This window comes from Kitasatospora sp. NPDC002551 (assembly GCF_040296005.1).
In the GTDB taxonomy this organism is placed as follows: Bacteria; Actinomycetota; Actinomycetes; order Streptomycetales; family Streptomycetaceae; genus Kitasatospora.
Genome location: NZ_JBEOWI010000010.1, coordinates 61408 through 87272 on the forward strand (window position 1 = coordinate 61408; position 25865 = coordinate 87272).

21 protein-coding genes and 3 pseudogenes are annotated in these 25865 nt (G+C 74.8%); 15 read left to right on the top strand and 9 right to left on the bottom strand.

Annotated features, from left to right (window positions below):
• Window positions 1–23: 23 nt before the first annotated feature.
• Window positions 24–1064 carry a class II fructose-bisphosphatase gene (glpX, locus tag ABT093_RS12350; RefSeq protein ID WP_350546923.1) on the bottom strand — a complete coding sequence of 347 codons (1041 nt, stop codon included), beginning with the start codon at window positions 1062–1064 and terminating at the stop codon, window positions 24–26.
• A gap of 214 nt (window positions 1065–1278) precedes the next feature.
• Here glpX and ABT093_RS12355 point away from each other — a divergent pair, with 214 nt between their 5' ends.
• A complete protein-coding gene (locus ABT093_RS12355; protein WP_350563262.1) occupies window positions 1279–1815 on the top strand; it encodes a DUF4245 domain-containing protein in 537 nt (178 codons plus the stop codon).
• Window positions 1816–1969: 154 nt separating this feature from the next.
• On the opposite strand, the gene ABT093_RS12360 is transcribed toward ABT093_RS12355, so the two are convergent.
• From ABT093_RS12360 to ABT093_RS12375, 4 genes are all read right to left on the bottom strand, one after another.
• The gene (locus ABT093_RS12360) at window positions 1970–2569 is read right to left on the bottom strand and encodes a malonic semialdehyde reductase (protein WP_350563264.1); all 600 of its coding nucleotides are present in this window, start codon (window positions 2567–2569) and stop codon (window positions 1970–1972) included.
• Window positions 2570–2718: 149 nt separating this feature from the next.
• On the bottom strand, window positions 2719–2979 hold the full coding sequence (locus tag ABT093_RS12365) for an exodeoxyribonuclease VII small subunit (RefSeq protein WP_350563266.1): 261 nt from the start codon (window positions 2977–2979) through the stop codon (window positions 2719–2721).
• Window positions 2980–3044: 65 nt separating this feature from the next.
• Window positions 3045–4268 carry an exodeoxyribonuclease VII large subunit gene (xseA, locus tag ABT093_RS12370; RefSeq protein ID WP_350563268.1) on the bottom strand — a complete coding sequence of 408 codons (1224 nt, stop codon included), beginning with the start codon at window positions 4266–4268 and terminating at the stop codon, window positions 3045–3047.
• Window positions 4269–4278: 10 nt separating this feature from the next.
• Window positions 4279–5640, bottom strand: a complete 1362-nt coding sequence (locus tag ABT093_RS12375; RefSeq protein WP_350563270.1) for an APC family permease — start codon at window positions 5638–5640, stop codon at window positions 4279–4281.
• A gap of 87 nt (window positions 5641–5727) precedes the next feature.
• Between ABT093_RS12375 and ABT093_RS12380 the strand changes: the two genes are divergently transcribed.
• Both ABT093_RS12380 and ppgK read left to right on the top strand, forming a co-directional pair.
• A complete protein-coding gene (locus tag ABT093_RS12380; protein ID WP_350563272.1) occupies window positions 5728–6705 on the top strand; it encodes a 4-hydroxy-3-methylbut-2-enyl diphosphate reductase in 978 nt (325 codons plus the stop codon).
• Window positions 6706–6870: 165 nt separating this feature from the next.
• Complete coding sequence (ppgK, locus tag ABT093_RS12385; RefSeq protein WP_350563274.1) at window positions 6871–7617, top strand: polyphosphate--glucose phosphotransferase; 747 nt, start codon at window positions 6871–6873, stop codon at window positions 7615–7617.
• 30 nt (window positions 7618–7647) lie between these two features.
• On the opposite strand, the gene ABT093_RS12390 is transcribed toward ppgK, so the two are convergent.
• A complete protein-coding gene (locus ABT093_RS12390) occupies window positions 7648–8325 on the bottom strand; it encodes a DUF6542 domain-containing protein (protein ID WP_350563276.1) in 678 nt (225 codons plus the stop codon).
• Window positions 8326–8440: 115 nt separating this feature from the next.
• Between ABT093_RS12390 and ABT093_RS12395 the strand changes: the two genes are divergently transcribed.
• From ABT093_RS12395 to ABT093_RS12410, 4 genes and pseudogenes are all read left to right on the top strand, one after another.
• Window positions 8441–8773 (top strand): VOC family protein, encoded by a 333-nt coding sequence (locus tag ABT093_RS12395; RefSeq protein WP_350563278.1) that lies wholly within the window; start codon window positions 8441–8443, stop codon window positions 8771–8773.
• A 77-nt stretch (window positions 8774–8850) separates the two neighbouring features.
• Window positions 8851–9924, top strand: a complete 1074-nt coding sequence (ychF, locus tag ABT093_RS12400) for a redox-regulated ATPase YchF (RefSeq protein ID WP_350563280.1) — start codon at window positions 8851–8853, stop codon at window positions 9922–9924.
• A 166-nt stretch (window positions 9925–10090) separates the two neighbouring features.
• Window positions 10091–10370, top strand: a pseudogene (locus tag ABT093_RS12405) (type II toxin-antitoxin system Phd/YefM family antitoxin); the annotation flags it as partial.
• Window positions 10367–10561 (top strand): annotated as a pseudogene (locus ABT093_RS12410) (Txe/YoeB family addiction module toxin); the annotation flags it as partial. The pseudogenes ABT093_RS12405 and ABT093_RS12410, both read left to right, overlap by 4 nt.
• A gap of 186 nt (window positions 10562–10747) precedes the next feature.
• On the opposite strand, the gene ABT093_RS12415 reads toward ABT093_RS12410, so the two are convergent.
• The 3 genes and pseudogenes from ABT093_RS12415 to ABT093_RS40955 form a co-directional block, all read right to left on the bottom strand.
• Window positions 10748–11026, bottom strand: coding sequence for a peptidoglycan-binding domain-containing protein (locus ABT093_RS12415; RefSeq protein ID WP_350563282.1), 279 nt, complete (start codon window positions 11024–11026; stop codon window positions 10748–10750).
• A 105-nt stretch (window positions 11027–11131) separates the two neighbouring features.
• Window positions 11132–11788: an HAD-IA family hydrolase gene (locus tag ABT093_RS12420; RefSeq protein ID WP_350563287.1), complete on the bottom strand. Its 657-nt coding sequence runs from the start codon at window positions 11786–11788 to the stop codon at window positions 11132–11134.
• Window positions 11789–11877: 89 nt separating this feature from the next.
• Window positions 11878–13052 (bottom strand): annotated as a pseudogene (locus tag ABT093_RS40955) (dihydrofolate reductase family protein).
• A 177-nt stretch (window positions 13053–13229) separates the two neighbouring features.
• On the opposite strand from ABT093_RS40955, the gene ABT093_RS12435 reads away from it, so the two are divergent.
• From ABT093_RS12435 to ABT093_RS12470, 8 genes are all read left to right on the top strand, one after another.
• Entirely contained in the window at window positions 13230–14609 is a 1380-nt protein-coding gene (locus ABT093_RS12435) for a hypothetical protein (RefSeq protein ID WP_502884201.1), read from the top strand.
• A gap of 181 nt (window positions 14610–14790) precedes the next feature.
• The gene (locus tag ABT093_RS12440; protein WP_350563293.1) at window positions 14791–15606 is read left to right on the top strand and encodes a methyltransferase domain-containing protein; all 816 of its coding nucleotides are present in this window, start codon (window positions 14791–14793) and stop codon (window positions 15604–15606) included.
• Window positions 15607–15798: 192 nt separating this feature from the next.
• Window positions 15799–17316, top strand: coding sequence for a DUF4190 domain-containing protein (locus tag ABT093_RS12445; protein ID WP_350563295.1), 1518 nt, complete (start codon window positions 15799–15801; stop codon window positions 17314–17316).
• Between the two features lie 55 nt (window positions 17317–17371).
• Entirely contained in the window at window positions 17372–17554 is a 183-nt protein-coding gene (locus ABT093_RS12450; protein ID WP_350563297.1) for an SPOR domain-containing protein, read from the top strand.
• 37 nt (window positions 17555–17591) lie between these two features.
• Entirely contained in the window at window positions 17592–18029 is a 438-nt protein-coding gene (locus tag ABT093_RS12455; RefSeq protein ID WP_350563299.1) for a (deoxy)nucleoside triphosphate pyrophosphohydrolase, read from the top strand.
• A gap of 280 nt (window positions 18030–18309) precedes the next feature.
• Window positions 18310–21096 (top strand): SpoIIE family protein phosphatase, encoded by a 2787-nt coding sequence (locus ABT093_RS12460; RefSeq protein ID WP_350563301.1) that lies wholly within the window; start codon window positions 18310–18312, stop codon window positions 21094–21096.
• A gap of 311 nt (window positions 21097–21407) precedes the next feature.
• Window positions 21408–24011 (top strand): SpoIIE family protein phosphatase, encoded by a 2604-nt coding sequence (locus ABT093_RS12465; RefSeq protein WP_502884202.1) that lies wholly within the window; start codon window positions 21408–21410, stop codon window positions 24009–24011.
• A gap of 102 nt (window positions 24012–24113) precedes the next feature.
• Window positions 24114–25856 carry an ABC transporter family substrate-binding protein gene (locus ABT093_RS12470; RefSeq protein WP_350563303.1) on the top strand — a complete coding sequence of 581 codons (1743 nt, stop codon included), beginning with the start codon at window positions 24114–24116 and terminating at the stop codon, window positions 25854–25856.
• Window positions 25857–25865: the final 9 nt, after the last annotated feature.

Sequence of the window (25865 nt, forward strand, 5' to 3'; positions counted from 1 at the left end):
TCGGGGCGCCGCCCCGCGTCGGGTCAGTTGGCGCGGTCGAAGTCGATCGCGCTGTAGGCCCGCAGCTTGGACAGCTTGTGGGTGGAGTTGATCTCCCGGATGGTGCCGCTCTTGGAGCGCATCACCAGCGAGCTGGTGGTGGCGGTCTCCTGGCGGTAGTGCACGCCGCGCAGCAGCTCGCCGTCGGTGATGCCGGTGGCGACGAAGAACACGTTCTCGCCGCTGACCAGGTCGTCGGTCGAGAGCACCCGGTCGAGGTCGTGCCCGGCGTCCAGGGCCTTCTGGCGCTCGGCGTCGTCCTTGGGCCAGAGCCGGCCCTGGATGACGCCGCCCATGCACTTCATCGCGCAGGCGGCGATGATGCCCTCGGGGGTGCCGCCGATGCCCATCAGCAGGTCGACGCCGGTGCCCTCGCGGGCGGCCATGATGGCGCCGGCGACGTCGCCGTCCGAGATGTACTTGATCCGGGCGCCGGCCTCGCGGATCTCCCGGACCAGGCCTTCGTGGCGCGGGCGGTCGAGGACGACCACGGTGACGTCCTCGACGGCGATGCCCTTGGCCTTGGCGACCCGGCGGATGTTGACGGCCGGCGGCGCGGTGATGTCGACGAAGTCGGCGGCCTCAGGGCCGGCGACCAGCTTGTCCATGTAGAAGACGGCGCTCGGGTCGAACATGGTGCCGCGGTCGGCGACGGCCAGGACGGCGACCGCGTTGTTCATGCCCTTGGCGGTGAGGGTGGTGCCGTCGACCGGGTCCACCGCGACGTCGCACTCGGCGCCGGTGCCGTCGCCGACCCGCTCGCCGTTGTAGAGCATCGGGGCCTCGTCCTTCTCGCCCTCGCCGATGACGACGACGCCGTTCATCGAGACGGTGGAGACGAGGGTGCGCATGGCGCGGACGGCCGCGCCGTCGGCGCCGTTCTTGTCGCCGCGACCGACCCAGCGGCCGGCGGCGAGCGCCGCGGCTTCGGTGACCCGGACGAGTTCGAGCGCGAGGTTCCGGTCCGGAGCCTCCGGCGCGACCTCCAGTGCGCTGGGGAGGTGGTGCGGGTACTGCGTGGTCATCGTCGTTACCTCTCTGTACGCGACGGCCAGTGAGCGCCCGACTACTGCCTGGTCGAACGCCGTGGTGAGGGTGTTGCGATCGTATCTGCCCCCGGGATGACTGTCTGTGGCGCGGTCCCCCGCGGCGACGGGAACGGCACGTTCTGCCCCGTTTCACCCGGACGTGGACACCCCGGGTGCGGGGGCGCCGGTCGGCATGAGTCACCATGTGGGGGTGGCTGGAGAGAGCAAGGGCATGAGGGGCCGGCAGACCGTGCGGGACATGGTCCTGTCGATGCTGGCCGTCGGCGTCGTGGTGTGGGTCGGGTACCTGTTCCTGCCGCACGACGCGAAGGGCGACGGGCCCCGGGCGGTCGAGTACTCGGTGGCCGCGGCCTCGGCGAAGCGGGCCGCGCCGTACCCGCTGCTCTCCCCGGAGGGCCTTCCGGCGCAGTGGCGGGCCACCTCGGTGACGTACAACCCGGCGGCGATGAGCAACGGCAAGGGCAACGCCTGGCACCTGGGCTTCCTCACCCCCTCCGGCCAGTACGCGGCCCTGGAGCAGAGCGACGCCAAGCCCGGGGACCTGCTCAAGGCGGCGGTGGCCGACGGCGAGCCGGACGGCACCGTGGACGTCGCCGGACAGACCTGGGAGAAGGTGCGGGGTCCCAAGGCGCGGGCGCTGACCGTGCAGACGGGCGGCGCGACGACCGTGCTGACCGGCACCGCCTCCTACGAGGAGCTGGCCGAGCTGGCGCGGGCGCTGAAGTAGTCCGGTTTCCGCCCCCGGAGCGGAGATCTCCGCTCCGGCGCGGCCGGCCGGGTGAACGCGCCGGGTGAACGCGCCGGGTGAACCGAAGGGTGAACGCGAAGGGCCCCGCACACCTCGTGTGCGGGGCCCTTCGCGCTGTCCGTCCGGGTCGGGCTCAGACGGTGGTGACGACCTCGTCGTAGGCCAGGCGCGGGGAGCGCGGGTACCAGGCGTTCTCGCCCGGCTTGCCGATGTTCACCACGGCCAGCACGGAGTGCTCGCCGTCGGCGAAGAACTCCTTGTTGATGCCCTCGGCGTCGTAGCCGGTCATCGGGCCGGCGGCCAGGCCGGCGGCGCGGACGCCGATGATGAAGTAGCCGGCCTGCAGGGCGCCGTTCATCGCGGCCGAGGTCTCGCGGACCGGGCGCTCGGTGAAGTAGTCCTTGGCGCCGGGGAAGTGCGGGAAGACGGTCGGCAGCTCCTCGTGGAACTCGTTGTCTACGGCCAGGATGGCGGTCAGCGGGGCGGCGGCGGTCTTGGCCTTGTTGCCCTCGCCGAGGTGCTGGACCAGGCGCTCGCGGGCCTCGGCCGAGCGGACCAGGACGACTCGCAGCGGCTGCTGGTTCATCGCCGTCGGGCCGAACTTGACCAGCTCGTAGATGGCCTGGACCTGCTCGTCGGAGACCGGCTCGTCGGTGAAGGTGTTGGCGGTGCGGGCCTCGCGGAACAGCAGGTCCTGGGCGGCGGCGTCGAGAACCAGGGCGTCGGTGGTCATGTCTTTGCACCTCGGGGGAGGAAGGAGAACGGTGGGGTCCGTCTTGTCGGTGTGGCCGGCCGGGGCCGATCACCAGGTCCCAACATGGATGAACCTTCAACTGTTCCCGGCCGCCGATGTGACCTGCCTCACCCTCCGGCGCCCCGGCGTCACCCCTGCGGCGGAGCGCCCTCCTCGGCGGCCAGCGCGGCGTCCAGCCGGGCCCGCGCGCCGTCCAGCCAGCGCTGGCACACCTTCGCCAGCTGCTCGCCGCGCTCCCACAGCGCCAGCGACTCCTCCAGCGAGGTGCCGCCGTTCTCCAGCTGCCGGACCACCTCCAGCAGCGCGTCCCGCGCGTGCTCGTAGCCCAGCGCGTCGTCCGCGGTCGGGGTCTGCGCGGCCGCCGCCGCCTCCTGCTCCTGATCTGCCATGGCAGCCAGCGTAGGGGCCCGCACCGACAGCGCGGAGGCCCCCGCCCGCCCCGTCCGCGCCCGGCTCAGCCGGACTGCGGCCCGCCGGCCACCGTGACGTCGAAGCCGCCGCCCGCCACCCGGGCGTGCAGCCCCTCGCCGGCCACGGCCTGCGCCGGATCGGTCACCACCGTGCCGTCGCCCCGCTGCAGCACCGCGTAGCCGCGCTCCAGGGTGGCCGCCGGGGACAGCGCCACCACCCGGGCCAGGGTGTGCCCGAGGTCGCTCTGCGCGTGGTCCAGCCGGTGGCGCAGGGTGCGCCGGGCGCGCTCCAGCAGGCCGTCCACCTCCTGCCCGCGCCCGTCCAGCATCCGCTGCGGCGCCGCCAGCACCGGCCGGCTGCGCACGCCGTCCAGCCCGTGCTGCTCGCGCTCCACCCGGGCCAGCACGTGCCGCCGGGCCCGGTCGCGCAGCTGGCGGACCTTGGCCAGCTCCTCGCCGACGTCCGGAACCACCCGTTTGGCGGCATCGGTCGGCGTGGAGGCCCGCAGGTCGGCGACGAAGTCCAGCAGCGGCTGGTCCGGCTCGTGGCCGATCGCGCTCACCACCGGTGTCCGGGCGGCCGCGACCAGCCGCACCAGGCCCTCGTCCGAGAACGGCAGCAGGTCCTCGACGCTGCCGCCGCCGCGGGCCACGACGATCACGTCCACCCCGGGGTGCTCGTCCAGCTCCCGGACGGCCGCGCTCACCCGCTCCACCGCGCTGACGCCCTGCACCGGCACGTTGCGGATCTCGAAGCGGACCGCCGGCCAGCGCCGCCGGGCGTTCTCCAGGACGTCCCGCTCGGCCGCCGACCCCCGGCCGGTGACCAGCCCGACGCACTGCGGCAGGAACGGCAGCGGCTTCTTGCGCTCCGCGGCGAACAGGCCCTCGCCGGCCAGCCGCCGCTTCAGCTGCTCCAGCCGGGCCAGCAGCTCGCCCAGCCCGACCAGCCGGATCTCGGAGGCCCGCAGCGAGAGCTGGCCGCGCGCCGCGTACCACTCCGGCTTGGCGTGCACGATCACCCGCGAGCCCTCCTGCACCGCGTCGGCGACCTGGTCGAAGACGGAGCGGAAGCACGTCACGGTCAGCGAGACGTCGGCCTGCGGGTCGCGCAGCGTCAGGAACACCACGCCCGCCCCCGGCCGCCGGCTGAGCTGGGTGATCTGCCCCTCCACCCAGATCGCGCCGAGCCGGTCGATCCAGCCCCCGATCAGCGCGGAGACCTTGCCGACCGGGAGCGGCGCTTCGGGGGAACTGGGGTTGGCCATGCGTACGAGGCTAGCGGCGTCCGCCGACAGCGGAACCCCGCCGGCCGAGGAGCACCAGCAGCCCGACGGCCAGCCAGACCAGCCCGACCACCTGCGCGGTGCCCGAGGCCTCGGCCACCACCGCGCCGATCACCGCCACGCCCAGCGCCGGCACCACCACGTCCGTCAACGGGTTCCCCGGGCGGTGCTTCACCGCGTACCAGCCGACCACCGAGGCGTGCAGCAGCGTGAACGCGGTGAGCGCGCCGATGTTCACCACCGAGGTCAGCCGGTCCAGCCCGTCGTCCCGGTCCGCCGCCCAGACCGCCGCCGCCATGGTGATCGCCGCCGACACCAGCAGCGCCCGGCGGGGCACCGCCGAGCCCGGGTCGACCGCGCCCAGGAAGCGCGGCAGCCGCCCGTCCCGGCCCATCGCGAACAGCAGCCGCCCCGCGGCCGCCTGCCCGGCCAGCGCCGCGAACGCCGCGCCGATCGCCTTGCTCGCCGCGACCAGCACGTGCAGCCAGTGCCCGACCGAGCCCTCCACCGTGTCGTAGAACGCCGAGCCCTGCGCCGCCGGGTCCGCCGCCAGCTGCTGCGGGGTGAGCGGCTCCAGCAGCGCCGCCAGGTAGGTCTGCGCCACGAACAGCAGGCCGGCCAGCGCCAGGCACCAGAGCACCGCCCGGGCCACCGCCGCCGCCGCGCCGACCGCCTCCTCCACGAAGGTCGCGATCGCGTCGAAGCCCAGGTAGGAGAGCACGGCCACGGAGACCGCCGCGAGCACCGCCGACGGCGAGAAGCCGCCGACCCCCGTGAACGGGCTCGCCCAGTCGCGCCGCGCGCCGTCCTGGGCCAGCACCACCACGGCCGCGGCCACGAACACCGCCAGCACCGCGAGCTCCATCACCAGCACGGCCAGGCCCGCCACGGCCGCCGTCCGCACCCCGGCCAGGTTGAGCCCGGTGGTCACCACCACCGCCAGCGCCGTCCACACCCAGCGCGAGACGTCCGGCACCAGCGAGTTCAGCGCGATGCCGGAGAACAGGTAGGCGACCGCCGGGATCAGCAGGTAGTCGAGCATCGCCATCCAGCCGGCGACGAACCCGGCGGCGTCGCCCAGCCCGGCCCGCGCGTAGGCGTACACCGATCCCGTCCGCGGCACCGCCCGCACCATCCGGGCGTACGAGACGGCGGTGAACCCCATCGCCGCGGTGGCCACCAGATAGACCGCGGCGACCGCCCCGTGGCTCTTGGCGTCGAGCACCCCGAACACGCCCACCGGGGCCATCGGGGCGATGAACAGCAGCCCGTACACCATCAGGTCGCGCACGCCCAGGCTGCGCCGCAGCCCGCCTTGCCGGTCCCGGACGCCCGGCTCGACTCGCTCGTTCATAGCTTCCACATTTGAGCACCCGTGACCGGTTCCGACGGGAACGCGGCTCCCGTCGGCGCGGCTGCGCTCCGCCCGTACGATGGAGCCATGTCCTCCAACACCGCGCAGCGCCGTGTCCTGCTCGCCGCCCCCCGGGGCTACTGCGCGGGCGTCGACCGCGCCGTGATCGCCGTGGAGAAGGCCCTGGAGCAGTACGGGGCCCCCATCTACGTCCGCAAGCAGATCGTCCACAACAAGTACGTGGTGCAGACCCTGGAGAAGAAGGGCGCGATCTTCGTCGACGAGACGGAGGAGGTGCCCGAGGGCTCGATCGTGGTCTTCTCGGCCCACGGCGTCGCGCCCTCGGTGCACGACGAGGCCCGGGCCGGCAAGCTCGCCACCGTCGACGCCACCTGCCCGCTGGTGACCAAGGTGCACAAGGAGGCCGTGCGCTTCGCCGACGAGGGCTACGACATCCTGCTGGTGGGCCACGAGGGCCACGAGGAGGTCATCGGCACGATGGGCGAGGCCCCGGACCGGATCCACCTGGTGGACGGCGCCGAGGACGTCGCCAACGTGCAGGTCCGCGACGACTCCAAGGTCGTCTGGCTCTCCCAGACCACGCTCTCGGTGGACGAGACCATGGCCACCGTCGGCGAGCTGAAGAAGCGCTTCCCGCTGCTGGTCAGCCCGCCCAGCGACGACATCTGCTACGCCACCCAGAACCGCCAGGTGGCCGTCAAGCAGATGGCCCCGGAGACCGACCTGCTGATCGTGGTCGGCTCGAAGAACTCCTCCAACTCCGTGCGCCTGGTCGAGGTCGGCCTGGAGTACGGCGCCAAGGCCGCCCACCTGGTGGACTTCGCCGAGGAGATCCGGGAGGAGTGGCTGGAGGGCGTCGGCACGGTCGGCCTGACCAGCGGAGCCTCGGTGCCGGAGATCCTGGTCGAGGGCGTGCTGGAGTGGCTGGCCGCGCGCGGCTACGGCGAGGTGTCCGTCGTCAAGACCGCCGAGGAGCACCTGACCTTCTCGCTGCCCAAGGAACTCCGCCGCGACCTGCGCGCCGAGGCCGCCGGCAAGCTGTAGGCCGTCGCGTCGAAGGACCCGGTGCCCCGTTCGGGTGCCGGGTCCTCCGCTGTGCGGGGCCGGGCGGGTTCTCGTAGGTTGGTGCAGGGGCGCGGTCCCGTGCGCGGTCGTGCACAGGCCTGTGGACAACTTCCCCGTGGACAACTTCGGCGGAGGGCGGTCGTCATGACGGCGGTATTCGGTGTGGACATCGGCGGGTCGGGCATCAAGGGAGCCCCCGTCGACCCCGCCCGGGGCGTGCTCGCCCAGGAGCGGTACAAGGTCCTCACCCCGCAGCCCTCCGAGCCGCGGGCCGTGGTCGCCGCCGTGTGCGAGGTGGTCGAGCACTTCGGCCACCGGGGCCCGGTGGGCCTGACCTTCCCCGGCGTGGTCGTCGACGGCCGCACCACGACCGCCGCCAACGTCGACAAGGGCTGGGTCGGCCTGGACGCCGCCGGCCTGTTCGGCGAGGCGCTCGGCCTGCCGGCCGTGGTGCTCAACGACGCCGACGCGGCCGGCCTCGCCGAGACCGCCCACGGCGCCGGCCGCGACCGCTCGGGCGTGGTCCTCGTCCTCACCTTCGGCACCGGCATCGGCAGCGCCCTGTTCGTGGACGGCGTGCTGGTGCCCAACACCGAGCTCGGCCACCTGGAGCTGCGCGGCAAGGACGCCGAACGGCGGGCCTCCTCGGCGGCCAGGGAGCGGCACGGGCTGAGCTGGTCGCAGTGGGCCGGGCGGGTGGACGAGTACCTGGACCTGGTGGAGATGCTGTTCTCGCCGCAACTGATCGTGATCGGCGGCGGGGTGAGCCGCAAGCACGAGAAGTTCCTGCCGCTGCTGCGCGAGCGCGGGGCGCGGGTCGTCCCGGCGGAGCTGCGCAACGACGCCGGCATCGTCGGCGCGGCCATGGCGGCGGCCCGCGCCACCGCCTGACCTCCCGGCCCGGGGCGCTCCCCGCGCCCCTCAGCGCGCGCGGTGGATCCGCTGCTGGGCCACGAAGCGGGCCAGCACGATCGCGGCGGCCAGCCCGGTGCCCGTGAACAGCCAGCCGGAACGGGTGGCCAGGTTGGTCGCCAGCGCCACCAGCTGCGCCGTCACCCCGGAGGAGGTGACCGGCCCGAACAGCAGCAGCGCCACGGCGAAGGCGATCGGCCCGCTGATCGGCGCGGCCAGCAGGTCGGCGTACCGGACCCGGACCGCCAGCTGGAAGCAGATCAGCAGGTAGCCGATCCCGAACAGGATCCCGGGCTCGCCGAAGGCCAGCCGGTCCAGGCCGGCCACCGCCACCGTCGTGGCCAGCGCGACCACCCCGGCGCCCACCGCGGTCAGCCGGGCCGGCCGGCCGGTGCGCCGCCGGCCGTAGAGCTGCCCGGCGAGCCGGGGCCGCTTCGGGGGCCCGGAGACCGGGCGCAGCCGGGACCCGGGGCCGCCGCGTTCCGCGCCCTTGCCGGTGCCGCCGCCCTTGCCAGGGGCCTTGCCGGCGGCCTTCCCGGCCGCCTTGCCCCTGGCCTTCCCGACGGGAACGGCCGGTTCCCCCGTGCTCTCGCGGGCCCGGCCCGGCCCGGGGACGGCGGCCCCGGCCGCGCCGTTCGGCGGTCGGCGTCTGGGCCCTGGCGGCTGGGTACGGATGCTCTGCTCCACCCACCCAACGTACGGTCCGATCATCGCCACACTGTGTAATGGGCCGTCGGGGCTTGGCCCGTGTCTCCGGACGGAGTATTGATGTGACCTTCGCTCAACTGCACGGGGGAATCGCATGACCGGCGGATACACGTTCGAACGCCTCCATCGCGTCCAGCTCGACATCCCGGCGGGTGCCGAGGACGAGTGTCGCGCGTTCTGGCGCGACGTGCTCGGGACGACCGAGCCGACCAAGCCGCCGGTGCTGTCCGCGCGCGGCGGCTGCCGGTTCCGCGGCGGCGGGGTGGAGGTGCACCTCGGGATGGTGCCGGAGTTCCGCCCGTCCCGCAAGGGCCACCCGGGGATCCAGGTGGACGACCTGCCCGGTCACCGCCGCTTCCACACCGGCGACCGGCTCGGCAACCGCCGGGAGTTCCTGACGCCGCCGCCGGGCGCGGCGGACGGCTGATGCGCTGCCCGTAGACTGGGGGATCGGCCCGGCGTGCGGGCCGGCCCAACTCCTCCAAGCCCACGGGACTGCGCTTCATGTCGCTCACGATCGGAATCGTCGGCCTGCCGAACGTCGGCAAGTCGACCCTGTTCAACGCCCTGACCAAGAACGACGTGCTGGCGGCCAACTACCCGTTCGCCACCATCGAGCCCAACGTCGGCGTCGTCGGCGTCCCGGACGAGCGGCTGAACAAGCTCGCCGAGATCTTCGGCTCGCAGCGCATCCTCCCGGCCACCGTCGACTTCGTCGACATCGCGGGCATCGTCCGCGGCGCCAGCGAGGGCGAGGGCCTGGGCAACAAGTTCCTGGCCAACATCCGCGAGTCGGACGCCATCTGCCAGGTCGTGCGCGCCTTCACCGACCCCGACGTGGTCCACGTGGACGGCAAGGTGTCGCCCAAGGACGACATCGAGACCATCCACACCGAGCTGATCCTGGCCGACCTCCAGACCATCGAGAAGGTCCTGCCCCGGCTCCAGAAGGAGGCGCGCCTCAAGAAGGACACCGCCCCCGTCCTGGCCGCGGCCGAGGCCGCCCAGGCGGTCCTGGAGACCGGCAAGACCCTCTTCGAGGCCGGCTTCGACACCGCCCCGATCCGCGAGCTGCACCTGCTGACCGCCAAGCCCTTCCTCTACGTCTTCAACGTCGACGAGGACGAGCTGTCCGACGAGGAGTTCAAGCAGGCCCAGCGCGAGCTGGTCGCCCCCGCCGAGGCGATCTTCCTCAACGCCAAGATCGAGTCCGAGCTGATCGAGCTGGACGACGCCGAGGCCCTCGAACTCCTCCAGTCCATGGGTCAGGACGAGCCCGGCCTCGCCACCCTGGCCCGGGTCGGCTTCGACACCCTCGGCCTGCAGACCTACCTCACCGCCGGCCCCAAGGAAGCCCGCGCCTGGACCATCAAGAAGGGCGCCACCGCCCCCGAGGCCGCCGGTGTGATCCACACCGACTTCCAGAAGGGCTTCATCAAGGCCGAGGTCATCTCCTTCCACGACCTCGTCGAGACCGGCTCCCTCACCGAGGCCCGCGCCAAGGGCAAGGCCCGCATCGAGGGCAAGGAGTACATCATGCAGGACGGCGACGTCGTGGAGTTCCGCTTCAACGTGTGAGCATTTGATTGCTTTGAGCCGGCTTGATCTGTCGAATGCGCGGGTCGGACGGGGCCCGCCTCTCTCGAGGTGGGCCCCGATCTCTTTCGCGTGCCGACTTCTTCGACCCGCCACGCCTGCCCGAGTGGTGCGTTACGTGGTACCAGCCGTGGAGGGAGTTGCGTTGATGGCGATCACTGCCAGCGAGGCGCGCAAGGCTCTCTTCCCGTTGATCAAGAAGGTCAACGACGATCACGAGGCCATTGAGATCGTCTCCGAGCACGGAAATGCCGTCCTCGTCTCGGCCGAGGACTACGCCGCCCTGCGTGAAGGCTCCTACCTGTTGCGCTCGCCGGTGAACGCCCGCCGCTTGCTCAAGGCGTATGAGAACGCCCTTGGCGGCACAGGGCTTTCCCGAGCGGGGGCTCATCGATCCTGACGCGGCGGATGGCGAGAAGGGTGCCGCGTGGGGCTCGCCCGGATCAACGGGCTCATCGAGGACGTGTTGCGCGACCCGTTCACTGGCATCGGCAAGCCCGAGCCGCTGACGTACCACCTGCCCGGGGTCTGGTCGCGGAGGATCGATGACGGGCACCGCCTGGTCTACTCGGCGACGGATCGGGAGATCATCGTTCTGGCCGCCCGTTACCACTGCTGATGGCCGACTGCGAGTTCCATTCACCGTGCTGATTCCGCGCTCACTTGGGCCCCCGGGATCAACGTTTCCGCAGCTCACGGCGTTGTGGTGGAAGTTCCGCCCGCAACGCCTGACCGACCATCGCACGCGGGCGGGCCGGGCTCCTGGGGAGCCCGGCCCGCCCGTGTTCGGGGTGGTGTCGGGTGGTCAGCAGGCGAAGCCGGGGGAGTTGGCGAAGAAGGTGAGGAAGGACCAGGTCTGGGCGCCGATGACGCCGTCCACGGTGATCTTGGCGCACACCTGGAAGCGTCTTGTGGCGGCGTCGGTGACGGGGCCGAACTCGCCGTCGACGAGAAGGTGGTCCCCGGTCAGGGAGGCGTTGAGGTAGCACTGGGCCTGCTTCACGGCGTCGCCCGAGGAGCCCTGCTTGAGCGTCGGGCGGGCGGTGGTGAAGTTGCAGCTCTGGGTGGGCGGGTTGGTTGTCACCTTGGACTCCTTTGCGGTCACACCCGAACGGGGGCGAACGGCCGGTCCGCGCCTTTCCAGCGAAGCACAGGCCCCCCGGGGCCGCAGCCCGTGGGGCGGCCGGGGTCAGGCGACGGTGACGGTGAGGGTGCCGGCCGGGCCCGGGGTGACGGAGAGTGATTCGAGGGTGAGGGCGTGGGCGGTGGGGTGGTGCGCGGCGGCGCGGGGGCCGATGCCGACGACCGGGACGCCGGCGGCGAGGGCGGCGGCGATGCCGGCCGCGGAGTCCTCGAAGGCGAGGCAGTCGGCGGGGGCGAAGCCGAGGGCGGCGGCGCCCTTGAGGAAGCCCTCGGGGTCGGGCTTGCTGGCGCCGACGGATTCGGCGGTGACCAGGACCGGCGGCAGCGGGAGCCCGGCGGCGGCCATCCGGATGCGGGCCAGCGGCGCGTCGGCGGAGGTGACCAGGGCGTGCGGGAGGCCAGCCAGGGCGGCGAGGAAGGCGGGGGCGCCGGGGATCGGTACGACGCCCTCGGTGTCGGCCTTCTCCTCGTCGAGCATCCGGTCGTTCTCGGCGAGGTTGATCTCCACCGGGCGGTCCGGCAGCAGGGCGGCCATGGTGGCGTGGCCCTGGCGGCCGTGGGCGACGCGCAGCACCTCGTCCGGGTCGAGGCCCTGCTCGGCGGCCCAGCGGCGCCAGCAGCGTTCGACCACGGCGTCGGAGTTGACCAGGGTGCCGTCCATGTCGAGCAGGAGGGCGCGGGGGGTGAAGGTCGTCACGGGCATCGGGCGGCTCCGGGGGAGGGGGCGGGCGGGGTGAGCAGAGGGGATTGTTCAGTAAGGATACAAAAGATCGCCCCGTGCTTCGGGCGGTCTCAGCCCCACAGGTGGGCGTTGACCGCGCGGGCCTCCTCGGCCAGCTCGGGCAGCTCGACCAGTTCGACGCCGGCCGCCTCCAGCCGTGCGGCGCCCCGGGTCTCGGCGACGAAGGTGGAAGGCTCGCGCCAGGCCACCACCACCCGGGGGACGCCGGCCGCGATCAGCAGCTCGGCGCACGGCACCGGCCGGGAGGCGCGCTGCCCGCAGGGCTCCAGCGAGCTGTAGACGGTCGCGCCGCGCAGCCGGGGGTCGCCGGCCGGGAGCTTGCCGAGCGCCGCCTCCTCGGCGTGGTCGTGGCCGTCCGCCTCGCGGCTGAACCCCTCGGCCAGCACCGTGCCGTCGGCGGCGACGACGACCGCGCCGACCGAGAAGGCGGTCTCCGAGGGCGGGCAGCGGCGGGAGAGTTCGACGGCCCGGCGCAGGAAGGCCAGATCGTCGGCGCGCGGGTCGTCGGCGTGCGGGTCGGCCGCGGGGCGGGCGTCGGTCACGGGGCGGGCTCCTTCGGGGCGTACCTGAGCAGGACGACATCGCCCACCGTACGGGCCTCCAGCAGCCGCATCCGCCGGGTCGCCCCGCCGGGGAAGTCCGCCGGGCCGACGAACCGCGGCGCCCGCTCCTGGCCGACCAGCAGCGGCGCCACCACCAGCTGGAGCTCGTCCGCGAGCCCCCGCGCCAGGAACTGGGTGTGCACCCCGCTGCCGCCCTCGACCATCAGCCGCCGCACCCCGCGCGCGCCGAGGTCGTCCAGCACGGCCCCCAGCTCCACCGCCGCGCCGAGCGCCACCACCTCGGCCAGCCCGTCCAGCGCCGGGCGCAGCACGGCCGCCCCGGTGTCCGTGGTGTAGGCCAGCCGCTCGCCGCCGGTGTGCCAGAAGCGCAGCGAGCGGTCCAGCCGGCCGCTCGCGCTGAGCGTCACCTTCAGCGGGTACTCCGGGCGGCCCGCCGCGCGCCGGGCGGCCCGCCGGGCGGGGTCGTTGACCAGCAGTCGGGGGTTGTCCGCGCGCAGGGTGTTGCCGCCGACCAGGATCGCGTCGCTCGAGGCCCGTTCGGCGTCCACCCGGTCGAAGTCGGCCGGGCCGGAGAGCAGCAGCCGCTCGGGGGAGGCGTCGTCGAGGTACCCGTCGAGCGACATCGCGGCGCTCAGCAGGACGAAGGGGCGCGGCGCGGGCATGGTGGAAGGACCGTTCTGTGAGGCGGCTGCCCGTCCACGGTACGGCGCCGGCGGACGCGGGGGACGGGCGAGGGCCGGTGTTCGCCGGACGGCCCGCTGCCGTCGGGGCGGCGTTCGCCGACGGGCCTCACCCTGGTCCGGACCTCGCACCGCCCACCACGTCGAAGGGCAGTCACCGTGTCCCGTCCCTCCCGCCGCCTGCTGCCGCTGGCCGTCGCCACCGCCGCCCTGCCGCTGCTCGCGCTGCCGGCCGGTCCCGCCGCCGCCGTGACCTACGGCACCCCGACGATCAAGCTCTCGGCCGCCTACCTGTCCGGGGCGGTCGGTGCCACCGGCGACCCGACGGTCACCGTCACGGTGTCCCAGAGCGGCGCCCCGGTCTCCTCGCTCACCGTGGCCGCCACCGCCAGCACCCGGGCCGCGGTGGCCCGCACCGGGGACGTCGCCGTCGCCGGCACCGGCTCCGCGCGCACCCTCACGGTCGCCGCCCAGGGTGTCGGCTACACCGACCTCACCGTCAAGGTGACCGGCCTGGGCGGCAAGACCGCGTCGGTGACGCTGCACTACGCGGCCTCGCCGGCGGTGCAGTTCGCGGCGGACAGCCGGTACCTGACCGGCTCCAGCGACGCCTCGGCGGCGGTGGACGCGGGCGGCGGCTACGTCGTGGTGGCCGACGACGAGTCCAACGTGCTGCGGCTGTACGACCGCAACGCCTCCGGCGCGCCCGTCCGCACCTGGGACTTCTCCTCCGCGCTCGGCGTCACCAAGGAGGTCGACATCGAGGGCGCCACCCGGGTCGGCAACACCGTCTACTGGACCGGCTCGCTGGGCAACAACAAGGACGGCGAGATCAAGGCGGTCCGGCACACCGTGTTCGCCACCACGGTCACCGGCTCGGGCGCCGGCACCCAGCTGTCGCTCGCCGGCTCCTCGACCGTCCTGCGCGGCGACCTGATCGCCTGGGACCGCGCGCACGGCGACCGCTACGGCTTCGCGGCCGGCTCGGCGACGGGCCAGGTGCCCAAGCAGGTCGACGGCTTCAACGTCGAGGGCCTGGAGTTCGCGCCGGGCAGCACCACCACCGCCTACGTGGGCTTCCGCGCGCCGCTCACCCCGGCGGTCACCGGCGGCCGGGCGCTGATCGTGCCGGTCACCAACTTCCCGGCGCTGTTCAGCGGTGCGCACGCCACCTTCGGCGAGCCGATCGAGCTGGACCTCGGCGGGCTCTCGGTGCGCGACCTGCGGCGCAACGCGCTCGGCCAGTACCTGATCGTGGCCGGCTCCTGGGCGGCGGACGACAACTCCGACCCGTACGCGCTCTACCGCTGGGACGGTCAGCCGGGCTCGCAGCCGGTCAAGGTGCTCGACCTGCCGACCTCCGACGCGGGCGGCTGGGAGGCCGTGGCGGACGTCCCGGACCTCACCGCCCCCGGCGCCCGGGTGCAGCTGATCACCGACGACGGCTCGGCCGTGCTGTACAACGACGGCATCGAGGCGAAGGACCTCACCCACCCGGAGTTCCAGAAGTCGCGCACCACCTGGTTCACCCTCGGCTAGCGAGGGCAGGCGGCCCCTGTCCGGGCGGGATGGCGTCCGGGCGGGGGCCGCCGCGTTCCCGGGGGGGCGGCCGGGGCCGTCGCCGGAGTGGTCGGTATGTGAGACGAATCTTCTTGGAATACGGGACGAGGAGTAGCGTCGGAGGCGTCGAGGAGCGGACCGATTCCGAGGGGGAGTCACCATGACCGAGCCGAAGCACGTCGTCTACACCCACGGCCACCAGGAGGCCGTGCTGCGCTCGCACCGCTGGCGGACCGTCGAGAACTCCGCCGCCTACCTGCGCGACCGGCTGCGGCCCGGACAGGCCGTGCTGGACATCGGCTGCGGCCCCGGCACGATCACCGCCGACCTGGCCGAACTGGTCGGACCGGACGGCCGGGTGGTGGCCGCGGACGCCTCCGCCGAGGTGCTGGAGGCAGCCGCCGCGCACGTCGCGGGTCGCGGCCTGTCCAACGTCGCCTTCGAGATCGCCGACGTGCACCGACTGCCCTACCGGGAGGGGGAGTTCGACGTGGTGCACGCCCACCAGTTGCTGCAGCACGTGGCCGATCCGGTCGGCGCGCTGCGCGAGCTGCGCCGGGTCACCGCCGAGGGCGGCGTCGTCGCCGTCCGGGACGTCGACTTCGCGACCATGGCCTGGTACCCGCAGGTGCCCGAGCTGGACCGCTGGCTGGAGCTGTACCGGCGGATCGCCCGGCACAACGGCGGCGAGCCGGACGCCGGGCGGCGGCTGCTGTCCTGGGCCCGGACGGCCGGCTTCACCGACGTCACCGCCACGTCGAGCACCTGGACGTACGCGACGCCCGAGCAGCGCGCCTGGTGGGGCGGGCTCTGGGCGGACCGGATCACCGGCTCGGCCATCGCCCGCACGGCGGTGGCCGAGGGGTACGCGGACGAGGCCGAACTGGCCCGGATCGCGGCCGGGTGGCGGGAGTGGGCGGCCGCCGGGGACGGGTGGTTCGCGATGCTGCACGGGGAGGTGCTGGCCCGGCGCTGAGCCGGGGTGTGCCCTTGTGGTGAGGGGATGGTTCGTGGGGTGGCGAAAAGGTGCGCGGGTGTTTCACAAGATCCGGTAGAGTCGCGCGCCTGTTCCCGTACCCGACGGCCCGCCGCGATCCGCCCGCGGGCTCCGCGGGTCGTCGTCCTGCCGAACTGTCGCCCGCCTTCCGCGGGCCGGGGGAGATCGCACGTGTCCAAGCCCGAGTCCGACGCCGCCGCCCCGGTGTCCGCGCCCGAGCCCGAGCCCGCGCCCGAGCCGGTGTCGCAGCCTGTCGAGTCGGTCGAGCCCGCCGGGGCGACGGAGCCGGCCGGGCGGGTCGAGCTGACCAAGCCGCCGGTCGAGCCCACCCCTGGAGCGGCCCCCGAGCCCGCCGCCGTTCCGGCACCGGCCGAGCCCGCCACCGGAGCGGTGCCGGGGGTGGCGGCCCCCGGGCCGGCCCCCGAGGCCGCGCAGGGCCCCTGGGCGCCGCCCGCTCCCGCCGGGCCGCCCGTGGCCGACCCGTGGGCCACCCCCGCCGGGCCGCCCGCGGCCCACCCGTGGGCCACCCCGGCCGCCGCCATGCCCCCGCCCTTCGACCCCGACCGCCCGCGCGCCACCGGCTGGGCGGCCGTCGTCCCCGGCGCCCAGTCCGGCTTCCAGCCCGGCTTCGCCTACCCGCAGGCCCCGACGGCCACCAACGGCTTCGCGGTCGCCGCCCTGGTCACCGGTCTGCTCTGCATGTGGCCGCTGGCACTCGCCTTCGCGATCGTGGCGATGGTCCAGATACCGAAGCGGAACGAGAAGGGCCGCGGCATGGCGGTCACCGGTCTGGTCACCGGTGTCCTCGGGGCGATCGTCAGTCTGTTCGGGGTCATCGGCCTGCTCGCGGTCGGCGTCGAGGCGGAGGAGTACGGCGACACCCCGCGGGGCCCGAAGGGATCGGTGCAGATCGAGGAGCTGCGGGCCGGCGACTGCTTCAACGAGCCGCCGCTGAGCTCCGGGCAGAGCGGCGAGTCCGCGAGCATCTACTGGGTGCTCGTGGTGTCCTGCTCCGCGCCGCACAACGGCGAGGTCGCCGGCTCCGGCAACCTCGCCGGCCGGGGCCCCGCCGCCTACCCCAGCACGAGCGAGATCGACGAGATGGCCGAGCGGATCTGCGGCCCGGTGCGCGACGACTACGCCCTCGACTCCTGGCTCGTCCCCGACGGCATGGAGGAGGGCTACTACTACCCGAGCCGTGTCAGCTGGGCGTCCGGCGACCGCGAGGTGACCTGCACCTTCCAGGACAACACCAGGACGCACACGGGCAGCGTCCACACCGACCGGACCAAGCTCACCCGGGCGCAGCGCACCTACCTGGACGCGGTGCTCGCCTACAACAACGCGCTCGCGGTCCAGCCGGAGGGCGAGGCCGACGAGGAGCCCACCGAGTACCGCACCTGGGCGAAGACGATGGCCACCGCCTCCCGCAAGGAGGTCACGGACCTGTCGGCCACCGGGATCGACTGGCCGGAGGGGGCCAGGGCCAAGCTGATCGAGCTGGGCGCGATCAAGCTGGACGCGGCCAACGCCTGGGACGCCGCCGCCAAGTCCGCCGACGTGGAGACGCTCGACCGCGAGGTCGGGAAGGCGCTGGCGCTGTCCGTCAAGAGCAGCAAGCTCGCGGTGGACATCCGGCGCGAGCTGGGGCTGTCGACCGGCGAGCAGGCCTCCGAGATCCGCGTCTGAGGCCCGCCCGGACGGCCCGGACCCGCCCTCCCGGCCGGGTCCTAGCATGGGCGCCATGGACACCTACCGGGTGATGCGGCAGGACGACGACGGCAACCGGTTCCCGGTCGTCGGGGGGATCGGGCGGGAGGCCGCCGAGCGGCTGGCGGCCGAGTTCGAGGCACGCGGCCACAAGCAGCTGTACTGGGTCGAGCCCGAGCCCGCCGGAGCCCGCGGGACGCGGGGCCCGCGCGACTGAGCGGCCCCCCGGACAGCACGCCCTAGAGTCGACGCCCATGGACAGGACCATCGACCAGCCGGCCTCGGCCGGCGGCGCAGCGGAGAACCGGATCGTCGTCGGCGGCGCGCTGATCCACCGGGGACGGGTGCTCGCCGCCCGGCGGAGCGCGCCCGCCGAGGTGGCGGGGCGCTGGGAGTTCCCCGGCGGCAAGGCGGAGCCGGGCGAGACCGAGGCCCAGGCGCTGGAGCGCGAGCTGATGGAGGAGCTGGGCGTGCGCGCCAGGGCGCTCAGCCGGCTGCCCGGCGCGTGGCTGGTGCGCCCCGGCCTGGAACTGCGGCTCTGGGCCGCCGAACTGGTCTCCGGCGACCCGCGCCCGCTGCAGGACCACGACGAGCTGCGCTGGCTCGGCCCCGCCGAGCTGGCCGACGTCGAGTGGCTGGAGCACGACCGCGAGGTCCTCCCCGAGGTCGTCCGCCTGCTGACCACCGCCTGAGCAGCGCCCCGAGCAGCGCCCCGACTCGCCCCCCGAGCGGCTCCCGGCGACGCCCCCGGGCCGGTGCGGCCCGGATGGTACCGGTCCGCACCGGCGAGCCGCCGGGCCGCGCCCGCGAACGACGCGTGGGGGCGACGGATCGGGCAAATCGGAAAAGCCGGCGCGGCGGGCGGGATAGCCTTGGTCCTGCTGGGTATGTCACTTTTCGGCACTATTCGTCACCATCGGTGAGCCGTCCCAGCCGGCGACGCCGATCCGAGCAGAGCCGGAGGCCCCGTCGGTGTCGAATGGCGGATACGGCGGCGGGGGAGCGCGACGGGCGGGCGCCCAGGGAGGCGCCGCGGCCCGCGCCCGGCTTCGGCGCGGCGCGGGCGGAGCGCCCGGCGGCCGGGCCGCCCGGGAGCGCCCGGCCGGCCGCCGCCGGGGCGAGGGCCTGCCCGAGGGCGCGTCGGCCGCCCAGCCGGTGCAGCCCGCCCCGTCGCTCACGGTGCCCGACGCGGTCCCGCCGGCCGGCCTGCGCAGCCGCCCCGGCCGGGTGTTCCCGGGCGGCCCGCGCGCCGTCCCGCAGGCCACCGGCGACGGGAGCGGCGACCGCGCGGGCGGCAGCCTCTTCGACGTGGTCAGGGTGGCCATCGCGATCCTGGACACCGCCGGCCGGGTGGTGCTCTGGAGCCCGGCCGCCGAGGAGCTGCTCGGCTGGCCGAACGAGCTGCTGGTCGGCCGCCGGATCGACGAGCTGATCCCCGACGACGACCAGGTGCTGCGGATCCGCGCGGCGATCCAGGACACCCTGCGGCACGGCCGCTGGTCCGGACCGGCCGAGCTGCGCGACCGGGAGGGCGTCCCGGTGCTGGTGGACGCCCGGATCTCGCTCCTGGTGGACGGCGACGGCACCCCGTTCCTCCAGGTCAACCTGGCCGAGGCGGAGGCCGTCCGGGCGGTGGAGCGGGACCTCGCGGTGCGCGACGCGCTGTTCGAGCAGTCCCCGCTGGGCATCGCGATCATGGACACCGAGCTGCGCTACACCGCCGTCAACCAGACCCTCGCCGAGATGAACGGCGTCGCGCCGGAGGACCACGTCGGACGCACCATCGGCGAGACCCTGCCCGAGCGGGCCGCCGACGAGATCACCGCGATCCAGCGCCAGGTGCTGGCCACCGGCGAGCCGGTCATCGACGTCACCCTCGCCTCGCCGACCACCGCCCGCTCCGGCTACCGCTCGGTCTCCTACAGCCGGATGACCGACCGCTCCGGGCGGGTGCTCGGCATCTCCGGCACCGTGATGGACGTCACCGAGCGTTACCGTGCGGTGGCCAAGGTCGAGCACGCCCGCCGCCGTCTCTCGCTGCTCAACGAGTTCGGCTCCCGGGTCGGTGACCTGCTGGACGCCTCGCGGATCGCGCAGGAGCTGGCCAGCGCGGTGGTGCCGAGGCTGACCGACCACGCCGCCGTCATCCTGCTGCAGGCCGTCGCGCACGGTGACGACCTTCCCCGGCACGGCCACGACCGCCGCACCTCGCTGCTCCAGCTCGGCACCGCCTCCGTCCAGGACGGCCCGGAGGTGGAGGTGATGCTGCGGCGCGGCGCCCGGATCACCTTCGCCGAGGACTCCGCCTGCGGCCGGGTGCTGCGCACCGGCGTGCCCGAGCTGCTCTCCGGCGCCGACCAGCTGAGCGACGTCACCTACGCCGGCGACCCGAAGATGCAGGCGGCGCACGACCTGGGCGTGCACTCGATGCTGGTGGTGCCGCTGCGGGCCCGGGGCATCGTGATCGGCCTGCTGCTGGTCAGCCGGGCCGGCTACCGCGAGGGCTTCGACCGGGACGACCTGGCGTTCACCGTCGAGCTGGCGGACCGGGCCGGGTCCTCGCTGGACAACGCCCGGCTCTACGCCCGCGAGCGCACCGCCGCCCTCACCCTCCAGCGCACCCTCCTGCCGCAGCAGGTGCCGCAGCCCACCGGCGTCGAGGTCGCCTACCGGTACGTGCCCGGCAGCAGCGGCACCGAGGTCGGCGGCGACTGGTTCGACGTCATCCCGCTGCCCGGCGACCGGACCGCGCTGGTGGTCGGCGACGTGATGGGCCACGGCCTGCGGGCCGCCGCGACGATGGGCCGGCTGCGCACCGCCGTCCGCGTGCTGGCCGCCCTCGACCTGCCGCCGGACGTGCTGCTGCGGCACGTCCACGAGCTGGCCGACGACCTCGCCCAGGGCCCGGACGAGGCGCTGCTCGCCACCTGCGTGTACGCGGTGTTCGACCCGGCCACCGCGACCCTGACCGCCGCCAAGGCCGGCCACATCCCGCCGGTGCTGGTGGTGCCGGGCGACGAGACGGACGGGCCGACCCGCGACGGCGGGCCGCTGCCCGGCGGCGCCGGCCGGATCGTGGAGCTGCCCTCCGGCGCCCCGCTCGGCGTCGGCGGCGTGCCGTTCGAGGCCGTCGAGCTGAAGATCCCCGAGGGCAGTCTGCTGGCGCTCTGCACGGACGGGCTGGTGGAGTCCCGGGACAAGGACCTGGACGTCGGCCTCGGCCGGCTGGTCACGGTGCTCCAGCAGCCCCACGCGTCGATCCAGGCGGCCTGCGAGGCGGTGCTGGACACCATGGAGCAGGGCCGCGAGCCGGACGACGTGGCGCTGCTGCTGGCCCGGCTCGGCCACGGGCAGGCCGGCACCCCGACGGCGGGCTGGACGCTGCCCGCCGAGCCGACCGCCGTCTCCCGGGCCCGCCGGCTGGTCCGCGCGGCGCTGGCCGAGTGGGGCGTCGAGGAGCTGACCGACACCGCGGAGCTGCTGGTCAGCGAGCTGGTCACGAACGCCGTCCGGTACGCGAGCGCGCCGATCGGGGTGCGGCTGACGCTCGGCGAGACGCTGCTGGTGGAGATCTCCGACCCGTTGCCGGACCCGCCGCGCGAGCGGCACGCGGCCGAGGCGGACGAGGGCGGCCGAGGGCTGGAACTGGTCGCCCGGCTGGCCCTGCACTGGGGGGCCAGGGCGGAGGGGATGGGCAAGGTGGTCTGGTTCGAACAGGCGCTGCCGGGCACCCCCGAGGCGGAGCTGTCCGAGGGCTGAGCGGCGACCCGGGCCGGAAGGGGGCCGGAAGGGGGCCGGAAGCGGGCCGGAACCGGGCGGGATCCGGACGCGGGCCGGGCGCCGGACCGGCCGCCCGGGAGAACGCCGCTGCATATGCCCCCGGGAGGGTCCGGGGGAGCGCGCACTCCGGCAGGGGGCGCGAGCGTGGCATTGTGGTTGCGCGGGCGGTAGGACAAAAACCTTCGCCCGATCTGATGTTGTGATGTTGAGGGCGTGTGAACGTACCCCTCGATGATGAATACTCGGTCTTCTCGACATCCGGACGGTCGCGGGTTTGGAGGGGTCGGTCCGTGAACAGCACCCCGGCGCGCAGTGCGCCGAGCAGCAGCGGTCATGCCGCTGTACCCGGGCAGGCCGGCGCCCAACACGTGCCCGCCCCTGCCCACCACCTGCCCGCACCCGCCCGGGCCCCCCGGCCGGCGGCCGCGGAGGAACGGTGGGGTGCCGGGGATCCGGGCTCGATCTACGACTACATCCGGGTCGCCACCTTCGCGATCGGCCCCGACGGCCGGATCAGCCAGTGGAGCGAGCGGGCGGCCGAGTTCTTCGGCGTCCCCGCCGCCGAGGCGGTCGGCGCGGACCCGGTGACCACCTTCGTCCCGCGCGAGCTCTGGCAGCGCGGCCGGGCCCGGCTGGAGCGCACCCTGGCCGGCGAGGAGTGGGTCGGCACCACCCCGTACCGGCACGCCGACGGCGGCGAGGGCCTCGTCGAGCTCTACCTCATGCCGGACAGCGCACTGCCCACCGCCGGCGCCACCTGTCTCGCGGTCGACCTCGGCCGGCTGCGCCGGATCGAGACCGATCTGGCCGCTTCGGAGGCGGTTTTCGGCCAGACCCCGACCGGCTTCGTCCTCTTCGACGACCGGCTCCGCCTCCAGCGCGTCAACGACGCCTTCGCCTCCGGGATGGGCCTCGCCCCCACCGACCTGGAGGGCCTCACCCCGCACGACATCTTCCCCGGCGCCGAGGCCGACCGGCTCACCGCCGCCCTGCGCAAGGTCCTCGCCAGCGGCGCGCCCGTCTTCGACCTGCGCTTCCACGCCGCCGTCCCGACCCGCGAGGGCAACCGGCTCTGGGCCGTCTCGCTCTACCGCCTCAACGGCGCGGCCGGCCAGCCGATGGGCGTCGCCGGACAGGTCTCCGACGTCACCAGCCGGCACGTCGCCGAACGCGAGGCCGACGGCGTCCGCCGCAACCTCGCGCTGCTCAACGAGGCCAGCGCCCACATCGGCTCCACCCTCGACCTGGAGACCACCGCCAAGGAGCTGCTGGACGTCGTCGTCCCGCCGTTCTGCGACCTCGCCACCGTCGACCTCTACACCGCGCTGCTCTCCGGCGAGACCGTGCCCAGCGCCGGCCGGCTCGGCGACACCGTGCTCACCGACGGCAGCGGCGAACTGCGCCGGGTCGCCGTCTCCAGCGTGGTCGGCGGCGCCTCCTCGGTGCTCGGCTCGGTCACCGGCCTGCCCATCGCCGAGGCCGGCGGCACCCTCTGCTACCCGCGCCGCTCCCCGCACGCCCGGGCGCTGCGCACCGGCCGCAGCGTCGTCCCGGAGCCCGGCCCCGACCCGCTGCTGCGCTCCACCCTGATCGTCCCGCTGGTCGCCCGCGACCAGGTGCTCGGCCTGGTCCAGCTCTCCCGGGCGATCGGCAGCGAACCCTTCGACGCCCGCGACGTCGCCATCGCCGAGGAACTCGTCGCCCGCGCCGCCGTCTGCATCGACAACGCCCGGCTCTACCGCCGCGAGCACGAGCGCGCGCTGATCCTCCAGCGCAGCCTGCTGCCCCCGGGCAACCCGGTCGCCAGCGGCCTGGAGATCGCCTGCCGCTACCTGCCGAGCAACAACAACACCGAGGTCGGCGGCGACTGGTTCGACGTCATCCCGCTGCCCGGCAACCGCACCGCCCTGGTCATCGGCGACGTGATGGGCCGCGGCCTGCGCGCCGCCGTCGCCATGGGCCAGCTGCGCACCGCCGTGCGCACCCTGGCCATGCTCGACCTGGAACCCGGCGAGGTGCTCGCCGCGCTCGACGAGATCGCCCGCGGCCTCGGCGACGACACCGCGCCGACCGGCCGGTCCAACCCGTACGGGCGGCTCACCTCCACCGCCGACGAGGAGGCCCGCGAGGTCTACCTGGCCACCTGCGTCTACGCGGTCTACGACGCGGTCACCCGGCGCTGCACCTTCGCCAACGCCGGCCACCTGCCGCCGGTGCTCCTCGGCCCCGGCGAGCCCGCCCGGATGCTCGACGTCCCGCCCGGCCTGCCGCTCGGCGTCGGCGGCGAGCCCTTCGAGGAGGTCGAGCTGACCCTCCCGGACGGCGCCGTGCTCGGCCTCTACACCGACGGCCTGGTGGAGAGCCGCAAGCACCAGCTGGACGAGGGCCTGAAGGCCTTCCGCACCGCGCTGTCCGACGAGGGCAAGAACCTGGAGGACCTCTGCGACCACGTCCTCGGCGAGCTCAACCCGCACCACGGCGAGGACGACATCGCCCTGCTGATGGCCAAGGTGCACGCCTTCCCGGCGGACGCCGTCGGCCAGTGGTTCCTGCCGCCCGAGCCCACCTCGGTCGCCAAGGCCCGCGAGTTCGCGTGCAGCTGGCTGCTCGCCCGCGGCCTGGACGAGCTGGTCGACACCACCGAGCTGCTGGTCAGCGAGCTGGTCACCAACGCGCTGCGGCACGGCCGGGGCGAGATCCGGCTGCGGCTGCTGCGCGACCGGACGATGGTGTGCGAGGTCTGGGACGACGGTTACGCCCAGCCCCGGCAGCGGCGCGCCCACGAGACCGACGAGGGCGGTCGCGGGCTCCAGCTGGTCAGCCTGCTCGCCGAACGCTGGGGCAGCCGGCGCACGCCGAAGGGCAAGATCGTCTGGTTCGAGCTGGGCCTGTAGCGCCACCCGGGCAGCGGCCGTCCTACCCCGATCGGGTGCTGTCGGCCGTCCGGGCGCCGTGTCGGGGCGCCCGGGCCGTGGGGGCGGCGTTCGATGGCCGCCATGCGCGCCCGCCTCCCCGTCGCAGCCGCCGTGCTGCTGCTCGCCCTCGGTGCCACGGCCGGCTGCCTCGGCGGCCCCGACCCGGCCCGCACCGGCCGCACCCCCGACCCCGCGCCGCCCGCCCCGGCCGTCGTCACCGGGGACGTCCGCCCCGTCGACCGGGCCGCCGTCCGCGACGGCGGCACCCTGCGCTGGGCCGTCGACGCCCTCCCGGCCACCCTGAACGTGCACCAGCCCGCAGCCACCGCCGAATCGGCGCTGCTCGCGCACGCCCTCTACCCCTCGCTGTTCCGGCCGGACGCGCACGGCGAGTGGATCCCGGACCCGGACTACCTGGCCGCCGCCGAGTCCACCCCGCCCGGACGGCTGCCCCAGGTGGTCACCTACCACCTCAACCCGCGCGCCGTCTGGAGCGACGGCACCCCGCTCTCCGCCGCCGACCTGATCGCCCAGCGCGCCGCGCTCTCCGGCCTGGACCCCGCGTACGACGCCGTCCGCCCCGCTGGCTACGCGGCCGTCGACTCCGTCACGCAGGGTGCCGACCCGCACGAGGTCAGGGTGACCTTCCGGCAGCCCTGCGCCGAGTGGCAGGCCCTGTTCGGCCCGCTCTACCCCGCCGCCGAGACCGCCACCGCCGCCGCCTTCGGCCGCCCGCTGCCCGGCGGCACCGCCCATCCGACCGCGGGACCGTTCCTGGTCGACGGGTACGACCCGGTCGGCGGGAGGGCCGTCCTGGTCCGCAACCCGTTCTGGTGGGGCGAGCCGGCCAAGGCGGACCGGATCGAGTTCCTGGCCGTCCCGGCCGACCGGCGCACCGACGAGCTGGCCCGGGGCCGGCTGGACCTCGCCCCGCTGACCGCGGCGGTCGAGCACGCCGGGGCCGACCCCGCCGAGGTGCTGCGCACGGCCGGGGCGCTGCCCGGCGTCACCCTGCACCGGGCCGCCGGGACCGGCCTCGCCCAGCTCACCCTGAACGCCGCCCGCGAACCGCTCACCGATCCGGTGCTGCGCCGCGCGCTGGCCCGCGCCGTCGACCGGCGGCACGCCGCCGACGCCGCGCTGACCCCGTTCGGGCTGCCCGCCGCGCCGCTCGGCCACCACCTGCTGGCCGGCGACCAGCCCGGCTACCGGGACGACGCCGACGCGCTGGGCGGCGCCGATCCCGGGCGGATGCTGGACACGGCCGGCTGGCACCGCCCCGCCGCCGGCGGCACCCGCACCCGGGGCGGGCGCGAACTGGCGCTCACCCTGCTGGTCCCGGCCGGCTCGGCGACCCTGCGACGGGCGGCCGACGCGGTGGCGGCGGACCTCGGCGCGGCCGGGGCCGCCGTGCGGGTCACGGAGGCGCCGGCGGACGCCTTCGTCCGCGACCGCCTGGCCGTCGGCGACTGGGACCTCGCCGTGTTCTCCTGGCCCGCCGGCCCGGCCCCGGCCGGCGAGCAGCGGCCCGTCTACGCCAAGCCCCGCCCGGGCCCGGACGGCACCCCGGTGACCGGCCGCAACTACGCGCGGGCCGGGACGGAGGAGATCGACCGCCTCTTCGACCGCGCCGCCGCCGAGCCCGACCCGGCCACCCGCCGCGCCCTGCTCCAGGAGGCCGACGTGCGGATCTGGCAGCTGGGCCACTCGGTCCCGCTGTTCCAGCGCCCGGAGGCGGTCGCGGTCCGCGACGGCCTCACCGGCCCAGGCGTCCGGGGTCTGTCCCGCCCCCGCCTCCAGGACCTCGGCTGGGCCGCGGGTTAGCGGACGGGG